The 17,380-nt window shown below is 72.3% G+C and carries 17 protein-coding genes; 11 read left to right on the forward strand and 6 right to left on the reverse strand.

Going from position 1 to position 17,380, the window contains the following annotated elements; all coding sequences use genetic code 11:
- On the forward strand, positions 1–410 hold a 410-nt coding region (locus tag ACTB72_RS14700), incomplete at its 5' end, for a GcrA family cell cycle regulator (protein WP_463037751.1).
- Between the two features lie 126 nt (positions 411–536).
- Here the strand turns inward: ACTB72_RS14700 and ACTB72_RS14705 are convergent.
- A complete protein-coding gene (locus ACTB72_RS14705; protein ID WP_463037752.1) occupies positions 537–1,247 on the reverse strand; it encodes a phosphate signaling complex PhoU family protein in 711 nt (236 codons plus the stop codon).
- Between the two features lie 200 nt (positions 1,248–1,447).
- Positions 1,448–2,776, reverse strand: a complete 1,329-nt coding sequence (locus ACTB72_RS14710; protein WP_463037753.1) for a sensor histidine kinase — start codon at positions 2,774–2,776, stop codon at positions 1,448–1,450.
- Between the two features lie 231 nt (positions 2,777–3,007).
- On the opposite strand from ACTB72_RS14710, the gene ACTB72_RS14715 reads away from it, so the two are divergent.
- The 8 genes from ACTB72_RS14715 to trmB all read left to right on the forward strand — a co-directional run bounded on the left by ACTB72_RS14715 (position 3,008) and on the right by trmB (position 10,925).
- Positions 3,008–3,496 carry a DUF1178 family protein gene (locus ACTB72_RS14715; RefSeq protein WP_463037754.1) on the forward strand — a complete coding sequence of 163 codons (489 nt, stop codon included), beginning with the start codon at positions 3,008–3,010 and terminating at the stop codon, positions 3,494–3,496.
- A gap of 277 nt (positions 3,497–3,773) precedes the next feature.
- The gene (locus ACTB72_RS14720) at positions 3,774–4,808 is read left to right on the forward strand and encodes a PhoH family protein (protein WP_463037767.1); all 1,035 of its coding nucleotides are present in this window, start codon (positions 3,774–3,776) and stop codon (positions 4,806–4,808) included.
- A complete protein-coding gene (gene ybeY, locus ACTB72_RS14725) occupies positions 4,789–5,430 on the forward strand; it encodes an rRNA maturation RNase YbeY (RefSeq protein ID WP_463037755.1) in 642 nt (213 codons plus the stop codon). Before ACTB72_RS14720 ends, ybeY begins: the two co-directional genes overlap by 20 nt.
- On the forward strand, positions 5,420–6,424 hold the full coding sequence (locus ACTB72_RS14730; RefSeq protein ID WP_463037756.1) for a hemolysin family protein: 1,005 nt from the start codon (positions 5,420–5,422) through the stop codon (positions 6,422–6,424). Before ybeY ends, ACTB72_RS14730 begins: the two co-directional genes overlap by 11 nt.
- A gap of 214 nt (positions 6,425–6,638) precedes the next feature.
- Entirely contained in the window at positions 6,639–8,219 is a 1,581-nt protein-coding gene (gene lnt / locus ACTB72_RS14735; RefSeq protein WP_463037757.1) for an apolipoprotein N-acyltransferase, read from the forward strand.
- Positions 8,220–8,355: 136 nt separating this feature from the next.
- A complete protein-coding gene (gene metK, locus ACTB72_RS14740) occupies positions 8,356–9,522 on the forward strand; it encodes a methionine adenosyltransferase (RefSeq protein WP_463037758.1) in 1,167 nt (388 codons plus the stop codon).
- Between the two features lie 99 nt (positions 9,523–9,621).
- The gene (locus tag ACTB72_RS14745; RefSeq protein ID WP_463037759.1) at positions 9,622–10,152 is read left to right on the forward strand and encodes a GFA family protein; all 531 of its coding nucleotides are present in this window, start codon (positions 9,622–9,624) and stop codon (positions 10,150–10,152) included.
- 50 nt (positions 10,153–10,202) lie between these two features.
- Positions 10,203–10,925 carry a tRNA (guanosine(46)-N7)-methyltransferase TrmB gene (gene trmB, locus ACTB72_RS14750; RefSeq protein WP_463037760.1) on the forward strand — a complete coding sequence of 241 codons (723 nt, stop codon included), beginning with the start codon at positions 10,203–10,205 and terminating at the stop codon, positions 10,923–10,925.
- 137 nt (positions 10,926–11,062) lie between these two features.
- Here the strand turns inward: trmB and phbB are convergent, their stop codons facing one another.
- From phbB to ACTB72_RS14765, 3 genes are all read right to left on the reverse strand, one after another.
- Positions 11,063–11,785: an acetoacetyl-CoA reductase gene (phbB, locus tag ACTB72_RS14755; protein WP_463037761.1), complete on the reverse strand. Its 723-nt coding sequence runs from the start codon at positions 11,783–11,785 to the stop codon at positions 11,063–11,065.
- Positions 11,786–12,016: 231 nt separating this feature from the next.
- Positions 12,017–13,192: an acetyl-CoA C-acetyltransferase gene (locus ACTB72_RS14760; RefSeq protein WP_463037762.1), complete on the reverse strand. Its 1,176-nt coding sequence runs from the start codon at positions 13,190–13,192 to the stop codon at positions 12,017–12,019.
- A gap of 201 nt (positions 13,193–13,393) precedes the next feature.
- Entirely contained in the window at positions 13,394–14,593 is a 1,200-nt protein-coding gene (locus tag ACTB72_RS14765; RefSeq protein ID WP_463037763.1) for an alpha/beta fold hydrolase, read from the reverse strand.
- A 486-nt stretch (positions 14,594–15,079) separates the two neighbouring features.
- Between ACTB72_RS14765 and phaR the strand changes: the two genes are divergently transcribed.
- Positions 15,080–15,691, forward strand: coding sequence for a polyhydroxyalkanoate synthesis repressor PhaR (gene phaR / locus ACTB72_RS14770; RefSeq protein ID WP_463037764.1), 612 nt, complete (start codon positions 15,080–15,082; stop codon positions 15,689–15,691).
- A gap of 103 nt (positions 15,692–15,794) precedes the next feature.
- Here the strand turns inward: phaR and ACTB72_RS14775 are convergent, their stop codons facing one another.
- The gene (locus ACTB72_RS14775) at positions 15,795–16,571 is read right to left on the reverse strand and encodes an EAL domain-containing protein (RefSeq protein ID WP_463037765.1); all 777 of its coding nucleotides are present in this window, start codon (positions 16,569–16,571) and stop codon (positions 15,795–15,797) included.
- A 146-nt stretch (positions 16,572–16,717) separates the two neighbouring features.
- On the opposite strand from ACTB72_RS14775, the gene ACTB72_RS14780 reads away from it, so the two are divergent.
- Complete coding sequence (locus ACTB72_RS14780; protein ID WP_463037766.1) at positions 16,718–17,296, forward strand: DNA-3-methyladenine glycosylase I; 579 nt, start codon at positions 16,718–16,720, stop codon at positions 17,294–17,296.
- Positions 17,297–17,380: the final 84 nt, after the last annotated feature.

Raw genomic sequence — 17,380 nt, forward strand, 5'->3', positions numbered from 1 at the left:
GCCCGGCGCCCGAGGCTGCGCCGGTCGCAGCCGCCGAGCCTGCGCCCGCCCCGCGGCCCGAGCCCGCGGCGGCCCCCGAGCCGGTGGTCGCCGCCGCGCCGGAGGCGGTCGAGCGCCCCGCGCCGCGGGTGATGCCGGCGATTCCGCCCAACGGTCCGCAGCCGCCGCAGGTCTCCGAGGTCTCCGAAGAGGCCCGGCGCAACCTGGAGGAGGTGGAGAAGCGCGCCCGCAGGCTCGACCTGCTTCAACTCACCGAGCGCACCTGCAAATGGCCGATCGGCGACCCGGCGACGGACGACTTCTTCTTCTGCGGCCTGCCCTCGATCGCCGGCAAGCCGTATTGCGAAGGCCATGTCGCCATCGCCTTCCAGCCGATGAGCGCCCGGCGCGACCGTTCCCGCAGCCGCTGAGCCTGAGGGCCGGGCGCCGTGGGGGGCCGGCTCGATGCGACCCCGGACCCGCCGTCGCGCCCGACCTCGGGCGCGACGGCGTCGCGTTCGGGGGGGGTGTTCCGGGCCGGCGGGATCGGGGTCGGATCAGTCCGCGTCCGGCGCCGTGTCGCCGGGGGCGGGAGGCGGCGAGGCGTCGTCGATCTCCCGCCCCGACTGCATCCACCACGACGCGGCGGCGATGCGCCGGGCCTGGTCGCCGATCCGCTCCAGATCCTTGGCGAGGAACAGGCGCTGGGCGAAGCGGGCGACGTCCTGCGGGCGCTCCGCCATCCCCGCCACCAGGCTGTCGAGCAGCGAGGAGAAATGCGCGTCCAGCGCCGCGTCCCGCCGCCAGACCGCGCGGGCCCGGGCCGCGTCGCGCGACTGATGCGCCGACAGCGCCATGGAGAGCTGGGCCAGCGCCCGTCCCCCGAAGCGGCGCAGCGCCATGTCGAAATCATCGGGGCCCGCGCCCGCGGCGGCGGCGCCCGCGCGCCTGAGCTCCGCCCCGCGGGCGGCGATGTTGGCGGCGAGCTCCCCGGTCCGCTCCAGCGCCGGGATCATGCGCAGCGCCGCCAGCACCAGCCGCAGATCCGCGGCCATCGGCTGGCGCAGCGCCAGCACGAAGGCGGCCGAGGTGGTGGCGGAGCGGGCGAAATCCACGATCCGGGCGCGACGGCCCGCGGCCTCTTCGGCGAGCGCGGGGTCCCCGGTCTCCATCGCGCGCAGGGCGAGGTCGGTCAGCGCCTCCGCCTGGCCGCCGAGCCGCAGGGTCAGGGCGACGACCCCGGTCAGGTCCTCGTCGAAGGCCGACACGATGTGCCGCCGGCTGGGCTCGGCGGCGATGGGCGGCGGGGGGGGAGGCGAACGCTGGAACATGGGGACCGGGTGAGGAAGGGGTGAAGCCCGAGCCTAGCCCATTCCTGTTGCAGTCTTGTGTCGCCCGTTGGGGCAACCTGCCGATCTGCGCGGATTTTTCCCGGCCCAGGCGTCGGTCCGGGTCACCGTCGAGGGTCTCAGGCGTCCGCCCCGGCCTCGGACTGTTCCCCGACCCGTCCGGCACGGGAGGCGGCGTCGGCGGGCAGCCACAATGTGAAACTTGCGCCCTCGCCCGGCGTGCTCTCGATCGACAGCTCGCCGCGGTGGCGCGACAGGATGTGCTTGACGATGGCGAGGCCGAGCCCGGTGCCCCCCTGGCTGCGGCTGCGCTTGATCGACACGCGGTAGAAGCGCTCGGTCAGCCGCGGGATATGCTCGGCCGGCACGCCCTCGCCATGGTCGCGCACGCGCAGGCCGACCATGCCGGGATGGTCGGGGGTGGCGGGGGCGCGGTTCAGCTCCACCGGCCCGGCGCCGCCGTATTTCAGCCCGTTCTCCAGCAGGTTGCCGATGGCCTGGATCAGCTGATCCCGGTCGCCGCGCACCACCGGGCCGCGAGGGGGCAGGTCGACCGCGATGGTCATGCCGCGCTCGTCCGCCATCGGCCCGAGGCTTTCGGCGGTCTCGCGCGCGATTTCGCCCAGATCGACCAGTTCGGTCGGGGCCACATGTTCGTTCAGCTCGATCCGGTTCAGGGACAGCAGGTCGTCGACCAGCCGCTGCATCCGCTCCGCCTGGGCCTGCATGATGCCGAGGAAGCGTTCGCGCGCCGCCTCGTCGTCGCGGGCCGGGCCCTGCAGGGTCTCGATGAAGCCCTTGATCGAGCTGAGCGGGGTGCGCAGCTCATGGCTCGCATTGGCGATGAAATCCGTGCGCATCCGTGCGAGGCGCAGGTCCTGGGTGCGGTCGGTGAACAGGCACAGCACGCGCCGCCCGCCGCGGGGCGCGCCGGTGCCGCCGCCGTCGACATGGGCGGAGAGCACCCGGTTGCGGTCGCCATGCAGGGTGAAGTCGAAGCCGCGCGGCCCGGCGCCGGCCAACGCCTCGGCGAGGGCGTCGAGCATGTCGGGGGCGCGGAAGGACATCGAATAGTGCTCGCCGACGCGCAGCCGCTCGAACAGGAGGCGGGCGGCGGCGTTGGCGTAGATCACCATGCCGGCCCCGTCGATCAGCAGCAGGGCGAGCGGCAGCCGGTCGAGCGCGGCGCGCCCCAGCCCGGGCTCGAGGTCCGACGCGGGCCCGCCGCGCGCGGTCTCGGAGGCCGCTGCGGGGCGCTGGGCGGAGATCACGGCGGCGCGGCGGACGGCGGCGGCGTTGGGGAGGCCGAAGGCGGCGACGAGGGCGGCGGCGAGGCCGGCGGCGGCCTGCCCCTCCTGTCCCCATCCGGCGGACTGGGCGACCAGCGCCGCGGCGATGCCGGCGGCGGCCGCGCCCAGGCGTCCGCCGCGCTGCGTCCAGAAATCCATGCCCGAAACCGTCCTTTCGTCTGCGCCCCGAGAAGGGGGACCACGCAGGGAGCCGCGCATTCGTCCCGCAACGGGCCGGGGTTAGCACGCCCGCGCCGCGACGCGAAGCGGGTTTGCCTTCGCACGGGCGTCACATATGTATCCCCCGCGGCCCGGCAGGGGATCGGGCCCGCGAATCGCTCCGCGCCCGGGTTCCCGCCCTTGCGCCGGACGACCAGGGAAGGCCCGGACATGATCCGCTACACGCTGCGCTGCGCCGATGGCCACGATTTCGACAGCTGGTTCCAGTCGGCCGAGACCTATGAGCGGCTCAAGTCCGCCGGCGGGCTGAACTGCGCGGTCTGCGGCCATCCGGAGGTGGACAAGGCCCTGATGGCCCCGCAGGTCGCCACCGCCCGCCGCAAGGCGGCCACGCCGGCGGAGGCGGAAGCCCGCCCCCTCGCCTCCGCCCCGGCCCCCGCGCCGGCGGAGGACCGGGCCACCATGCTCTCGGCCCCCGGCTCGCCGATCGAGGCGGCTTTGCGGGCGCTGCGCGAGAAGGTCGAGGCCACGGCCGAGAATGTCGGCCGCGACTTCCCGCGCCTCGCGCGCGAAATGCACGAGGGCGAAGCCGCGGACCGGCCGATCTACGGCGAAGCCACCCGCGACGAGGCCCGCGAACTGATCGAGGACGGCATCCCCGTCGCCCCGTTGCCCTGGGCCGGACGCAAGCCCAACTGAGCTGCGGACCGGTCTCCGCTCCCGGTCCTCCGCGCCCTGCCGACCCGGCCCGCCCGATCCGAACGCAGGATCGCGCATCGCAACGTCATGCGGGCCGTCGGACCGCGCATCGTCGCGGATGCCGGATTTCGGCTTGCCCGCGGCCCGTCCATGCGCCACCCTTGGGGAACGTCCGACGCTGATCGGGCGCGGCGTTCATCCAGATGGAGAGCCCTTGGCGCAGTTTGTTCTGTCCGCCGAATCCGGCCGCCGGACCCTGTCCAGCGAAGACCCCGCAATGCCCGGCGCGCTCTCCGAGACGCTGCTGGATTTCCCTGACAACACCCTGCTGGCCTCGCTCTGCGGCGCCTTCGACCGGCATCTCGCCCATGTCGAGCAGGCGCTGACGGTGCAGATCCTGCGCCGGGGCAACGTGCTCGCCATCCTCGGCGAGCCCGCCGCCCGGACGCGCGCGGCCGAAGCGCTCAGCGCGCTCTACCTCCGGCTCGAGCAGGGCCGGCCGGTGGAGCCGGGCGACGTCGATGCCGCGCTCCGCTTCGGCGCGGAAGTTCCTCCCGCCTCCGAAGCCGGGGCGCCGCCCCGCGAAAACCAGCTGGAAATGTTCGCCGGCGGCAAGCTGGAGATCCGCACCCGCAAAAAGACCGTCGAGCCGCGCACCGCGGCCCAGCGCGATTATGTGCGGGCGCTGTTCGACAAGGAACTGGTGTTCGGCGTCGGGCCCGCCGGCACCGGCAAGACCTATCTCGCGGTCGCGGTCGGCGTCTCGATGTGGCTGGAGGGCCGGGTCGACCGGATCGTCCTTTCGCGTCCGGCGGTGGAGGCGGGCGAACGGCTCGGCTTCCTGCCCGGCGACATGAAGGAGAAGATCGACCCTTACATGCAGCCGCTCTACGACTCGCTCAACGACCTGCTGCCGCCGGGCCAGGTGCAGAAGGCCATTCTCGACAAGAAGATCGAGATCGCGCCGCTGGCCTTCATGCGCGGACGCACGCTGTCGAACGCCTTCGTGGTGCTCGACGAGGCGCAGAACGCCACCGAGATGCAGATGAAGATGTTCCTCACCCGGCTGGGCGAGGGCTCGCGCATGTCGATCAACGGCGACCTCACCCAGATCGACCTGCCGCGCGGCGTGCGCTCGGGCCTCGATCAGGCGGTGCGGCTGCTGGAGAACGTGAAGGGCGTGGGCCTCACCCGCTTCAAGGCGGCGGATGTGGTGCGCCACCCGATGGTGCAGCGGATCATCGAGGCCTATGACGCCGAATACGGCGAAGAAGGCCGGCGGGAGGGGATCGATGGCCGCCCCAGCCGCTGAAGCCGGGCCGGAGCTCGCATCCGGCATCGCCATCGAGCTGTCGCTCGAGGATGAGCGCTGGGCCGAAGCGCTGGGCGACGAGGACGGGGTGGAGGCGCTGGCCCGCGACGCGGCCAACCTCGCGCTCGGGGTGGCCGGGATCGACCCTGCGGGCTGGTCGGTGAGCTTCCTCTTCGCCGATGACGATGTGGTGTCGCGGCTCAACGAATCCTTCCGCGGCAAGGCCGCGCCCACCAACGTGCTGTCCTGGCCCGCGCACGAACTGCGGGCCGAGGCGGCGGGCGGCCCCGATGGCGCGCGCCCCGCGCCGCCCCCCCCGCCCGAGACCGACGGGCCCTGGGGGGGGGAGCCCGAAAGCCTCGGCGACGTGGCGCTGGCCTGGGAGACGGTGGCGGCGGAGGCGGAGGCGCAGGGCCTTGCGATATCCGACCATGTCCGTCGCCTGGCGCTTCATGGTACGCTGCATCTGCTGGGATACGACCACGAGCGCGACGGCGACGCCCGCCTGATGGAAGGGCTGGAGTCGCAGGCTTTGCTTGCCGCGGGGCACGCCGACCCTTATCTCGCGCAGGAGGCCCGGCCCGACGCCGGCGCCAAGAAGGCAAGGAGCGATGGACGCTGATCGAAGTTCGGCCGACCTGGATCAGGTCGCGCCGCAAGGCAAGCCGCGGAACCGGGACGACGCCTCGTCGTCCGGCCGCAATGCGGATGCCCCGGAAGACGGCGGGCCCTCGCCGTCCCTGATCTCCCGCCTGTTCGGCCGCCGAGGCGGCGCGGACGAGGCTGAGCAGGATGCGGCCCCGGCCGCCTCCAGCGCCGGCGAACGCGCGATGCTGGTCAATGTGCGCCGCCTACGCGAGCTGCGGGTGATCGACGTGATGGTGCCCCGCGCCGATATCGAGGCGGTGGATCTGGCCACCGGACTCGAGGATCTGGTCGCCGCCTTCCGTCACACCCGCCACACGCGGCTGCCGGTCTATCGCGACACGCTCGACGATCCGCTGGGGTTCATCCACCTCAAGGACCTGGCGCTGCGCTTCGGCTTCAACGGCGCCCCGTCCGAGCCGCTGGACCTGCGCCCGCTGGTGCGCCCGATGCTCTACGTGCCGCCCTCGATGCCGATCGAGGCGCTGCTGCAGAAGATGCAGGGCGGGCGGATGCACATGGCGCTGGTCATCGACGAATACGGCGGCGTCGACGGGCTGGTGACCATCGAGGACGTGCTGGAGCAGATCGTCGGCGACATCGAGGACGAGCATGACGTCGCGGACGCCTTCGCCTGGCGCAAGGAGGCGGACGGCATCTACATCTGCGCGGCCCGGCTGGAGATCCCGGAATTCGAGGCCGAGGCCGGGGTCGACCTGCTGTCGGACGAGCTGGACGAGGATGTCGACACGCTCGGCGGCCTGGTCTTCATGCTGGCCGACCGGGTGCCGGAGCGGGGCGAGGTGATCGTCCATCCCGAGGGCCACGAATTCGAGGTGCTGGACGCCGACCCCCGCCGGATCAAGCGGCTGCGGGTTCGGCTGAAGCTGGGCGATGCGGCGCTGGCGTCGTCCGGATCGGATGCCGCGACAGGGTCGGGGCCGGCGCAGGAGGCGCAGGCCGCCGAATGACGTCTCGGCGACGGGCCCGTGCCCCGCGGCGCGCAGGCTCCGGGACCGGCCTGCCTTCCTCTTGTCGACGGCCGGTCCTCGCTCCGAATGTCAGGCTGACTCCCGGGCGCCCCTGACGCGCCCCATCCAGGCCTGACGCCGGCGCAGGGAGGGGAAGGGCCTCGCCGCCGCCCCCGCCGCGCGATCGGCGCTCCTCTTCCGAACGGATCCCCCTATGAGCCGCCCGCCCCTTTCCGACGCCGACCGCGCCGCGCGCGCCTCCCGCCGCCGTCGGCTCTGGCTCGCGGGGCTCTGCGGCGTGGCGCTGACGCTCGCCCAGGCGCCGGTCTTCGCCTGGCCGCTGGTCTTCGCCGCCATCCCGGCGCTGCTGGTCCTGATTTTCGGGCGGGGCGAGCGGCGCGAGGCCTTCGGGCTCGGCTGGGCCGCCGGCGCCGGCTATTTCCTCACCGGGCTCTACTGGGTGGCCGAGGCGTTCCTTGTCGACATCGCCCGCCACGGCTGGATGGCGCCCTTCGCCATCGCCGGGCTGGCGGCGGGGCTGGGCCTGTTCTGGGGGGGCGCCGCCTGGCTCGCCCGCCGCTCCGGCGCCCTTGGGCCGGCCGCGCCGCTCGCCTTCGCCGCGGCGCTGACCCTCGCCGAATTCGCCCGCGCCCATGTGCTGACCGGCTTTCCCTGGGCGCTCACCGCCTACGCTTTCGCCGACACGCCGGTCGCCCAGACGGCGTCGCTCTTCGGCCCGCACATGCTGGGGTTTCTGGTCGTGCTGGCGGCGGGGCTGCCGGCGATCCCGTTCCTGACCGCCCCCCGCCCGGCCCTGCGGGTCACGCTGGCCTGGGCGACGGTCGCCGTGGGAACGCTCGTCGCCGGGTGGATGTGGGGGGCGGAGCGGCTCGCCGTCCTCGACCCGGACGCCCCCGACGCGCCGCAGGTGCGCCTCGTCCAGCCCAACGCCGCCCAGCGCGCCAAATGGGATCCGGCCGAAGTCCCCCGCATCTTCGCCCGTCTGCGCAGCCTCTCGGCCCCCGGCCCCGATCAGCCTGAAGCCGATGTGGTGATCTGGCCGGAAACCGCGGTGCCGTGGCTGCTCGATGGGGAGCCTGAGGCCCGCGCCATGATCGCCGAAAGCGCACGGGGCGCCGTCTCCATCCTCGGCGCGAGGCGGATCGCCAAGGGCGGCGACGGGCGGCCCGGCTGGCGGAACGCGCTGGAGGCGATGAATGCCGACGGCGTGCTGGTCGCGCGCTACGACAAGCGGCATCTGGTGCCCTTCGGCGAGTATCTGCCGTTCTTCGACATGCTGTCGTCTCTCGGCCTCGGCCCGCTGGTCGGCGAGAACGGCGGCTTCGTGCCCGGCGAGGACGACCCGGTGCAGCGGGTCGAGGGCCTGCCGCCCTTCGCCGCCCAGATCTGCTACGAGACCATCTTTCCCCACGAGATGCCCTCCGCCGCGCCGGGCGAGCGCCCCGCCTGGATCGTGCAGATCACCAACGACGCCTGGTTCGGGACGTCTTCGGGGCCCTGGCAGCATTTCCATCAGGCGCGGATGCGGGCGATCGAGCAGGGGCTGCCGCTGGCGCGCGCGGCGAATACCGGCGTCTCGGCGATGATCGACGCCAAGGGCCGCGTGATCGCGCGGCTCGGGCTGAACGAGGCCGGCGCCCTGCAGGCGGCGCTGCCCCCCGCGCTGCCGCCCACGCCTTACGCAAGGACCGGCGATCTGCCGTGGATGGCGGCGCCGCTGCTGGCGCTGCTCGCCGTCGCCGGGACCGCCGTCCGTGGCCGCAGGCGCGGCTGATCCGCCCTTTGTCTACAAGGCGACGGAACGGCTGGGGCTTCGCTTGACCCCGTATCCCCGTACTGTTTAGTCAAGGGCCTGAACGCGGTTGCAACCTTTCCGCGCGCTTGCGCGGAATCCCTCGAAGGAGCGTCACTTGGCTCGGGACAGCTATCTTTTCACCTCGGAATCCGTTTCCGAAGGTCACCCTGACAAGGTCTGCGACCGCATTTCGGATGCCGTGCTCGATGCGTTCCTGGCGGCCGATCCCGTGTCCCGCGTCGCCTGCGAGACCTTCGCCACCACCGACCGGGTGGTGATCGGCGGCGAGGTCCGCGGCCCCGGCGACGTGATCCGCGCGGTCGAGGAGATCGCGCGCAACTGCGTGAAGGACATCGGCTATGAGCAGGACGGCTTCCACTGGGCCAACCTGAAGGTCGACAACTACCTGCACGCCCAGTCCGCCGACATCGCCCAGGGCGTCGACGCGGCCGGCAACAAGGACGAAGGCGCGGGCGATCAGGGGATCATGTTCGGCTACGCCTCGGACGAGACCGAGGCGCTGATGCCCGCGCCCATCCACTACGCCCACGCCATGCTCAAGAAGCTGGCGGAGGTGCGCAAGTCCGGCGAGCATGGCTGGCTCGGCCCCGACGCCAAGTCCCAGCTGACCGTGCGCTACGAGAACGGGATGCCGGTGGGGATCACCTCCATCGTGCTGTCGACCCAGCATCTGGACGCGAGCCTGACCTCGGCCATGGTGCGCGAGCGGGTGGAGCCGCTGATCCTCGGCGTGCTGCCTGACGGCTGGGTGAACGCCGACACCGTCTGGCACGTGAACCCGACCGGCAAGTTCGTCATCGGCGGGCCGGACGGCGACGCGGGGCTGACGGGGCGCAAGATCATCGTCGACACCTATGGCGGCGCGGCCCCGCATGGCGGCGGCGCGTTCTCGGGCAAGGATCCGACCAAGGTCGACCGCTCGGCCGCCTATGCGGCGCGTTACCTCGCCAAGAACGTGGTGGCGGCCGGCATGGCGAAGAAATGCGTGCTGCAGCTCAGCTACGCCATCGGCGTCAGCCAGCCGCTGTCGATCTACGTGGACACGCTGGGCACCGGCGAAGTGCCGGAGGAGAAGATCGAGGCGGCGTTGGCCAAGGTCATGGACCTCAGCCCCCGCGGCATCCGCACCAAGCTGCAGCTGAACAAGCCGATCTACCAGCGCACCGCCGCCTACGGCCATTTCGGCCGGGCGCCCGATGCCGAGGGCGGGTTCTCCTGGGAGAACACCGACCTGATCCATGAGCTGAAGGCGGCCGTCTGAGGCGAACCCGCCGCCCGGCCGCGTCGCGCGCATGAAAGTCCCGGCGCGCCGCCCCTCACCCGGGGCGGCGCGCGCGTTTTCCGGAGGAGGAACGGCGCGATGACCGAGAGCGGATCCCCGAACGAGCCCGCGGCGGACTGGGCGCTGCCCTGGACCGGCGGCTGCCGTTGCGGTGCGGTGCGCTTCGAGGTGACGGCGCCGCCGCTGATGTCGGTCGCCTGCCACTGCAAGGGCTGCCGGCGGATGGCCGGCGGTCCGTATTCGTTGGGCATCATGATCCCGAAGCCGGGCTTTCGCCTGACGAAGGGCGAGACGGTGCGTGCGGGGCTCGGCGCCGCGCCGGGAGGCTCGGCCGAGGGCGCGGACATCGACCACCGCGCCTGCGGCGTCTGCGCGAGCTGGATGTTCACCTATATCTCCCTGCTTCCCGGGCTGGCGAACCTGCGTCCCACGATGCTCGACCGCGACGAATGGCTGGTCCCGCTGGTGGAGACCTGCCGGGACGAGGCGCTGCCCGGCGTCGTCACCGGCGCCCGGCACGCCTTCGACGGCTTCCCGCCGGAGGACGCCTGGTCGGGTCTGATGGCGGAATACGCGCGCGATGGCGCAAGGCCCCCCGCGGCGCGCTGACCGGCGCGGATGGCTGGACAGGACCGCCCGCGTCGCGCTATCGCCGCGCCATGAGCGCATTCATCCCCCGCGAAGACCGCGTCCCCCGACGCAATTTCCACGGCCGCCGGCATGGCAAGACCCTGCGCGCCGGCCAGGCGCAGCATCTCGAGACCACGCTGGAGGACCTCCGTCCCCGCAACGTCTCGCCCGAGGACAACCCGGAGCGCACCCAGATCGACCTCGAAGCGCTCTTCGGGCGCGCGGCGCCGCTGTGGCTCGAGGTCGGCTTCGGCGGCGGCGAGCACATGCTGGCCCAGGCCGAGGCCCACCCGGAAATCGGCGTGCTGGGCTGCGAGCCCTTCGTCAACGGCGTGGCGATGTGCGTGGCCGACATGGTCCGGCGCGAGATCCCCAACGCCCGCGTGCATCCGGGCGACGCGCGCGACCTGATGGAGGTGATGCCCGAGCGTTCGGTGGACCGGGCCTTCCTGCTCTATCCCGACCCCTGGCCCAAGACCCGCCACCACAAGCGGCGCTTCATGAACCCCGAGGAGCTGGATCTGCTCGCCCGGGTGATGCGCCCGGGGGCGGAGCTGCGGGTGGCGACGGATATCGAGGACTATGTGCGCCATTCGCTGGCGGCGGTGGCGGCGCATGCCGATTTCGAGTGGACCGCCGAGCGGCCCGCCGACTGGCGCGAGCCCTGGGCCGGCTGGCACCGGACCCGCTACGAGGCGAAGGCCCTGCGCGAGGACCGCAGGCCGCATTACCTGATCTTTCGGAGGCTCTGACGCCGCCGCGCCCCGCTCGGTCCGGGGCTCCCCACCCGCCCGCCCGCGGCCCGGCCCGAGCGGGGCGCGGCGGCGGGCGACATGGAAAAGGGGGCGCCCGTCTCCGGCCGCCCCCCTGTTCGGCGAAGTCCGTCCGTTCAGGCGAAGAACTGGCCGCCGTTCGCCGAGATCACCGAGCCGGTGATGAAGCCCGCCTCGTCCGCGGCGAGGAAGGCCACGCAGCGCGCGATCTCCTCGGGTTCGCCAAGGCGACCGACGGGGATCTGGCCGATGATCTGCTCGCGCACCTTCTCGGGCACCGCCATCACCATGTCGGTGCCGATATAGCCCGGCGCCACCACGTTGACGGTGATGTTGGCGCGCGCGCCTTCCTGGGCGAGCGCCCGGGTGAAGCCGATGTCGCCGGCCTTGGCCGCCGAGTAGTTGGCCTGGGCGAACTGCCCCTTCTGGCCGTTGATCGACGAAATGGTGACGATGCGCCCGAACTTGCGGTCGCGCATGCCGTTCCAGCAGTTATGCGTCATGTTGAAGACGCCGGTCAGGTTGGTGTCGATCACCGCCTTCCAGTGATCCGGGGTCATCTTGTGGAACGGCGCGTCGCGGGTGATGCCGGCGTTGTTGATCAGCACCTCGACCGGGCCCTTGTCGGCCTCGATCCGGGCGATGCCGGCCTTGCAGGCCTCGTAATCGGCGACGGACCACTTGTAGACGTCGATGCCATGCTCGGCCTTGAAGGCCGCGGCGGCCTCGTCATTGCCGGCGTAATTCGCCGCGACGGCATAGCCCGCCGCCTTCAGCGCGATCGAGATCGCCGCCCCGATGCCTCGGGTGCCGCCGGTCACAACTGCAACGCGTCCCATGGTGTTTTCCTCCGGTTTCCTGTCGGCTCCGGCGTCGCTGCGCCGGAGATGTGGCTTTTTGTCGGCGCAATTTTGTTTCGCTTGCCAGGTTGATCCGTCTCATATCTTGCGCGAACCCGCAAGGCGCAGGCCGGGCCTGCGTCGCGGTTCGCGCGGGATTGCGATTGAGAGTCAGCCTTGAGGCGAGGCGGCGGGGCCAGCGACGCGCGTCGCTGGCCGGGCTTCAGGCGATCAGGCGCGCTCGACGCACATGGCGACGCCCATGCCGCCGCCGATGCAGAGCGTGGCGAGGCCCTTCTTCACGTCGCGGCGCTGCATCTCGAACAGCAGCGTCATCAGCACGCGCGCCCCCGACGCGCCGATCGGGTGGCCGATGGCGATGGCGCCGCCGTTCACGTTCACGATCGACGGATCCCAGCCCATGTCCTTGTTCACGGCGCAGGCCTGGGCGGCGAAAGCCTCGTTGGCCTCGATCAGCTCCAGGTCCTCGACCTTCCAGCCGGCCTTCTCCAGCGCCTTGCGGGACGCGTGAACCGGGCCCATGCCCATGATCCTGGGGTCGAGACCGGCGGTGGCGTAGCTCACGATGCGGGCCAGCGGCTCGATCCCGCGCTTCTCGGCGTTGGCGGCCTTCATCAGCACCACGGCGGCGGCGCCGTCGTTGATGCCGGACGCGTTGGCGGCGGTGACCGTGCCGTCCTTCTTGAAGGCGGGGCGCAGCTTCTGCATCGCCTCCATCGTCGCGCCGGCGCGGATGTATTCGTCCTTGTCGATCACGACGTCGCCCTTGCGGGTCTTCACGGTGAACGGCGCGATCTCGGCGTCGAAGCGCCCGGCCTTCTGCGCGGCCTCGGCCTTGTTCTGGGAGGCGACGGCGAATTCGTCCTGCGCGTCGCGCCCGATCTGGAACTTCTCCGCCACGTTCTCGGCGGTGATGCCCATGTGGTAGCCGTTGAAGGCGTCCCAGAGCCCGTCCTTGATCATGGTGTCGATGAACTCCATGTCGCCCATCTTCTTGCCCGCGCGCAGATAAGCGGCGTGGGCGGAGAGGGACATGGATTCCTGGCCGCCCGCGACCACGATGTCGGCGTCGCCGAGCATCACGTTCTGCGCGCCCAGCGCGACGGCGCGAAGCCCCGATCCGCAGACCTGGTTGATGCCCCAGGCGGAGGCGGATTCGGGCAGACCGGCGAGGATATGGGCCTGGCGAGCCGGGTTCTGGCCCTGGGCCGCGGTCAGCACCTGGCCGAGAATGGTCTCGGAGACCTCGCCCGCCTCGATCCCGGCCCGCGCGATGGCGGCCTGGATGGCGGCGGCGCCGAGCTCATGGGCCGGGGTGGCGCCGAAAACGCCGCTGAAGGAGCCTACAGCGGTGCGGGCGCCGCCTGCGATGACGACATCGGTCATGTGTCTTCCTCCGTATCGCGCCGCGCGGATCCTGCGCGGGCCGGTTCAAGGGTCGTCCGTCGCCCGGGGTCGTGGGACCGGCTCCGGGTCGGATGCCGCTCGGTTGTCGCTACGTCGTTACGTACAACCGAACGGGGATGAGTCGACAGGGTCAACGCGTCTGCGGCGCTTTTCCCGGTCCGTTGGGGGCAGCCTATCGCGTCAGTCGCCGCCGATAAAGCGCGCGAGATGAGCCCAGACCTCGCGATGGGCCGACGAGCCGACGATCATGCCGACATGGCCGGTGCGCGGGCGGCGCAGGCGGGCGCCGGGGATGGCGCGGGGCAGGGCCTCGGCGCAGTCGGGCGGCGCGATGCGGTCGGAGGCGGAGCAGAAGGCCAGCGTCGGGGCCTCGATGGCCTCGGGGACCACCGGCTCGCCGCCGAGCACCCATTCGCCGCGTCCGGTCTGGTTGCGCATGTACCAGCCGATGGCCACGTCGCGCGCGGCGGGCGCGGCCATGGTGACGCCGTCGTTGAGCCAGTCCTCCGTCGCCGTGAAGATCTCCACGTTGGGATCTTCGGGGGCGAGGGCGGCGTAGCGGCGGAATTTCCGCAGCGCCAGCGTGGGGTCCAGCGCGGCGAAGAGCAGTTGCAGCGCGTCGACCGGCACCGCGCCCAGCGCTTCGCCAAGCCCGGCGAGGCGGGCGGCGATGGCCTCCGGCCCCTCCTTCGCGGCGAGCGCCGCCACCGCGCCGCCGATGCCGGTGAGGCGGCTGAAATCCCAGGGCGCCCCGATCAGGGCGAGCCGGGCGCAAAGATCGGGACGGCGCGCCGCCAGCGCCGCCGCGAAGGCGCCACCCATGCAATAGCCGAGCGCGGCGGGGGGGCGGCCGGTCAGTTCGGCCGCGGCTTCGGTCGCGGGCAGCATCCGCTCGGTGAAATAGGCCGAAAGATCAAAGCCCTGCTCCACCCCCTCCGGCAGGCCCCAGTCGAGCAGCAGCGGCCGGAACCCCTGGCCCGCGAGCCAGCGCAGCAGGGACCGGTCGGGATGCAGGTCGAGGATATAGGCGCGGTTGACCAGCGAGGGCGTGACCACGACCGCGATGGCGCCAGGCGGCGCATCGGCCCCGTAATCCAGCAGCCGGGCGGAGCCGGCGCGCCAGACCACGGGCGGTTCGGGCAGGGCTCGGGTCCAGGGATGGGCCTGATAGCGCTCGATGCCCTCGAGCATCTGGCGCAGGCGGCGCGCGGCCTCGGCGGCGACGGCGAAGGGGGCGTCCTCGCCGGTCGCGCCGAGGTCGCGGGCCGAGGCGCGGCCTTCGGGCCGGACGCCCTGGGTCCAGGGGAAGCGCGGGTCGTCGGCGGCCGAGGCGAGCGCGATGGCCTGCCCATAGCTGGCCGAGGCGGCGGCGAGATGCACCAGCAGCGGCGAAGGCAGGCCGCGTCGGTCGGGAGGGGAGAGCGGGGGGCGGTGGGCTTCGGGCGGCGCGTCGGCTCGGGCTTCAGCCGCCGGAGAAGGCGGCGCCGCCTTGCGGGATCTCCGACGGGCCGAGGCGCGAGACCTCGGACAGATTGAAATCCCACGCGTCGAGGTAACGGCCTGCGGCCGCCCGCGCCGCATCATCCGCTGGCGGTCGATCCGACCCCGCCGCGCTTGCCTGCGCCTCCGCGCCATCCGTATCCGACTCCCCTCGCGCCATGTCCCCAGCCTAGACCGGGACCGCGCGTCTCACAACGCGACGGGTGCGCGACGCGGCGGCGAGGAGCGCAGTTCAGGCGGAGGCCCCCTTCGCAATTGCGGAAACTCCGTTTGCGGCGCCGCGCCAACCGCGCTACGGTCGCGGACATGACAGGACTGCGGCGCCGTGGCACGGACATGGCGGCAGGGGATTGGGAGGGCTGCCGGTTGGCCAAGGATATGCCGAAGGGCGACGCGCCGATCACCATCAAGAAATACGCCAATCGTCGGCTCTACAACACGGCCAAGAGCAGCTACGTGACGCTCGAGCATCTGGCCCAGATGGTGCGCGACGGGCAGGATTTCGTGGTTTACGACGCCAAGACCGGCGAGGACATCACCCGGTCGGTGCTGACCCAGATCATCTTCGAGGAAGAGGCCAAGGGGCAGAACATGCTGCCCATCAGCTTCCTGCGTCAGCTGATCCGGCTCTATGGCGACACGCTCCAGGGCGTGGTTCCGGGCTATCTCGAGGCGTCCATGGAGGCGTTCGGGCGCAATCAGGAGACGCTGCGCGAGCAGGTGACAGTGGCCTTCGGCGCCAATCCGGCGCTGGCGAATTTCGAGGCGATGGCGAAGTCCAACATGGATTTCTTCGAGAACGCGATGCGGATGTTCGCGCCGTTCGCAGCCCCCCGCGCCGCGGATGCGCCGGCCGCTCCCGACGCGCCGCCCGCCCCGCCGGTGGCCCGCACGCAGAGCGACCTCGCCTCGCTCAAGGAGCAGCTGGAAGCGATGCAGGCCCGGCTCGATTCGCTGGCCAAGAGCCGCGACGAGTGACCCTTCCGGCCTGAACGGGGTCTTTTCCCGGGATCGAGACATAGTCACCGCGCCGCCCTACCGGGCGGCGCGTAGCATATCTCCGGATCAAGGGCGTGGGTGGTCAGGCGGCGGCGGCAAGGCTGGGGCGCCCCAGCCACCAGCCCTGCGCCGCATCGACGCCCTGCGCGGCGAGGCGGGCCGCGTCCTCCGCCGTCTCGACGCCCTCGCCGACGGTCATCGCTTCCAGCCGCGCGGCGAGGCGGGTCGCGGTCTCGATCCGGCGCGCGCCCTCCGGCCCCGCCTCGGGACGGCACAGGGCGGCGTCGAGCTTGATGATGTCGGGGGCGAGCGCCACGGCCAGGTCCGCATCGGCGTGGCCCGCCCCGAAATCGTCCAGCGCAAAGGCCGGCCCGGCCCGGCCCACCCGGTCGCGGAACCGCCGCGCCTCGGCCACGGGGGCGAAGGCCGACTCGGTCAGTTCCACGATCAGGCGGCGGGCGATGTCGGGGGCGGAGGCCGCCGCATCTTCCAGCCGGGCCATCCAGCGCGGGTCGCAGACGGTGCGGGCCGAGACGTTGACCGAGATCCGCCCCGTCCGCGACCGTTCCAGCAGGTGAAGCGCCCCGGCCAGCGCGGCGCGGTCGAGCAGAGGGGCCAGTCCCCGCGCCTCCAGCGCTTCGGCGAAGCGACCGGCGGCGATCATCTCCCCATCCGGGCCCGGGACGCGGGCCAGCGCTTCATGAAAGGCGAGCTGGTCGGGCGCGGCGAGCGGGCGGACCGGCTGCAGCGCGAGCCGCAGCCGCCCGCTCAGCAGCGCCGCCAGCGCGCTGGCGGGCCCCCTGTCCGGAGCCTGCCCCGCCCTATCCTGCCCCGTCGCCCCGTCCGACCTGTCGGGCATACCGCCTTCCGCCGCCATGTCCCGATCCGTTCCGCCGTTCCGATCCATCCCGAAGCCTCCTGCGCCGGCGTCGTCGATGCCGCTTGGCGGCCCGCGGAAATCATGTTCTCTTTTTGTACCGATTCGAGTCAAGCGGAGTTCGCGCTATGGTTGAGCGTTGCCCCTGGTGCGGAACCGATCCGCTCTACGTCGCCTATCACGACGAGGAATGGGGCGTGCCCGAACGCGACGGGCGGGCGTTGTTCGAGAAGCTGGCGCTGGACGGGTTCCAGGCCGGGCTCGCCTGGATCACCATCCTGCGCAAGCGCGACGGGTTCCGGGCGGCCTTCGAAGGGTTCGAGCCCGCGCGCATCGCCGAATGGGGCGAGGCGGAGGTGGAGCGCGCGCTGCGCGACCCCGGGATCGTGCGCCACCGCGGCAAGATCGAGGCCACCATCGGCAACGCCCGCGCCTGGCTGGAGCTCGAGGCCGGGCAGGGGTTTTCGACCTTCCTGTGGGATTTCGTCGACGGTCGCCCGCTGCAGGGGAGCCATGTCAGCCTGGCCGAGGCCCAGGCGGAGACGCCGCTGTCGCGCGAGATCTCCAAGGCGCTGAAATCGAAAGGGTTCCGGTTCTGCGGGCCGACCATCACCTACGCCTTCATGCAGGCGGTGGGCATGGTCAACGACCACCTGCTGAGCTGCCCGCGCCATGCGGAAGTGGCGGCGATGGCCGACCTGACCTGACGCCCCTCCCCGCCGCCGCCGCCGCCCCGCGCCCGTCCCGGCCTGGCGCCGCCGGCCGCCCCGCCGCGCGGGCGCAAGGCCGAC

This window comes from Albimonas sp. (genome assembly GCF_055129145.1).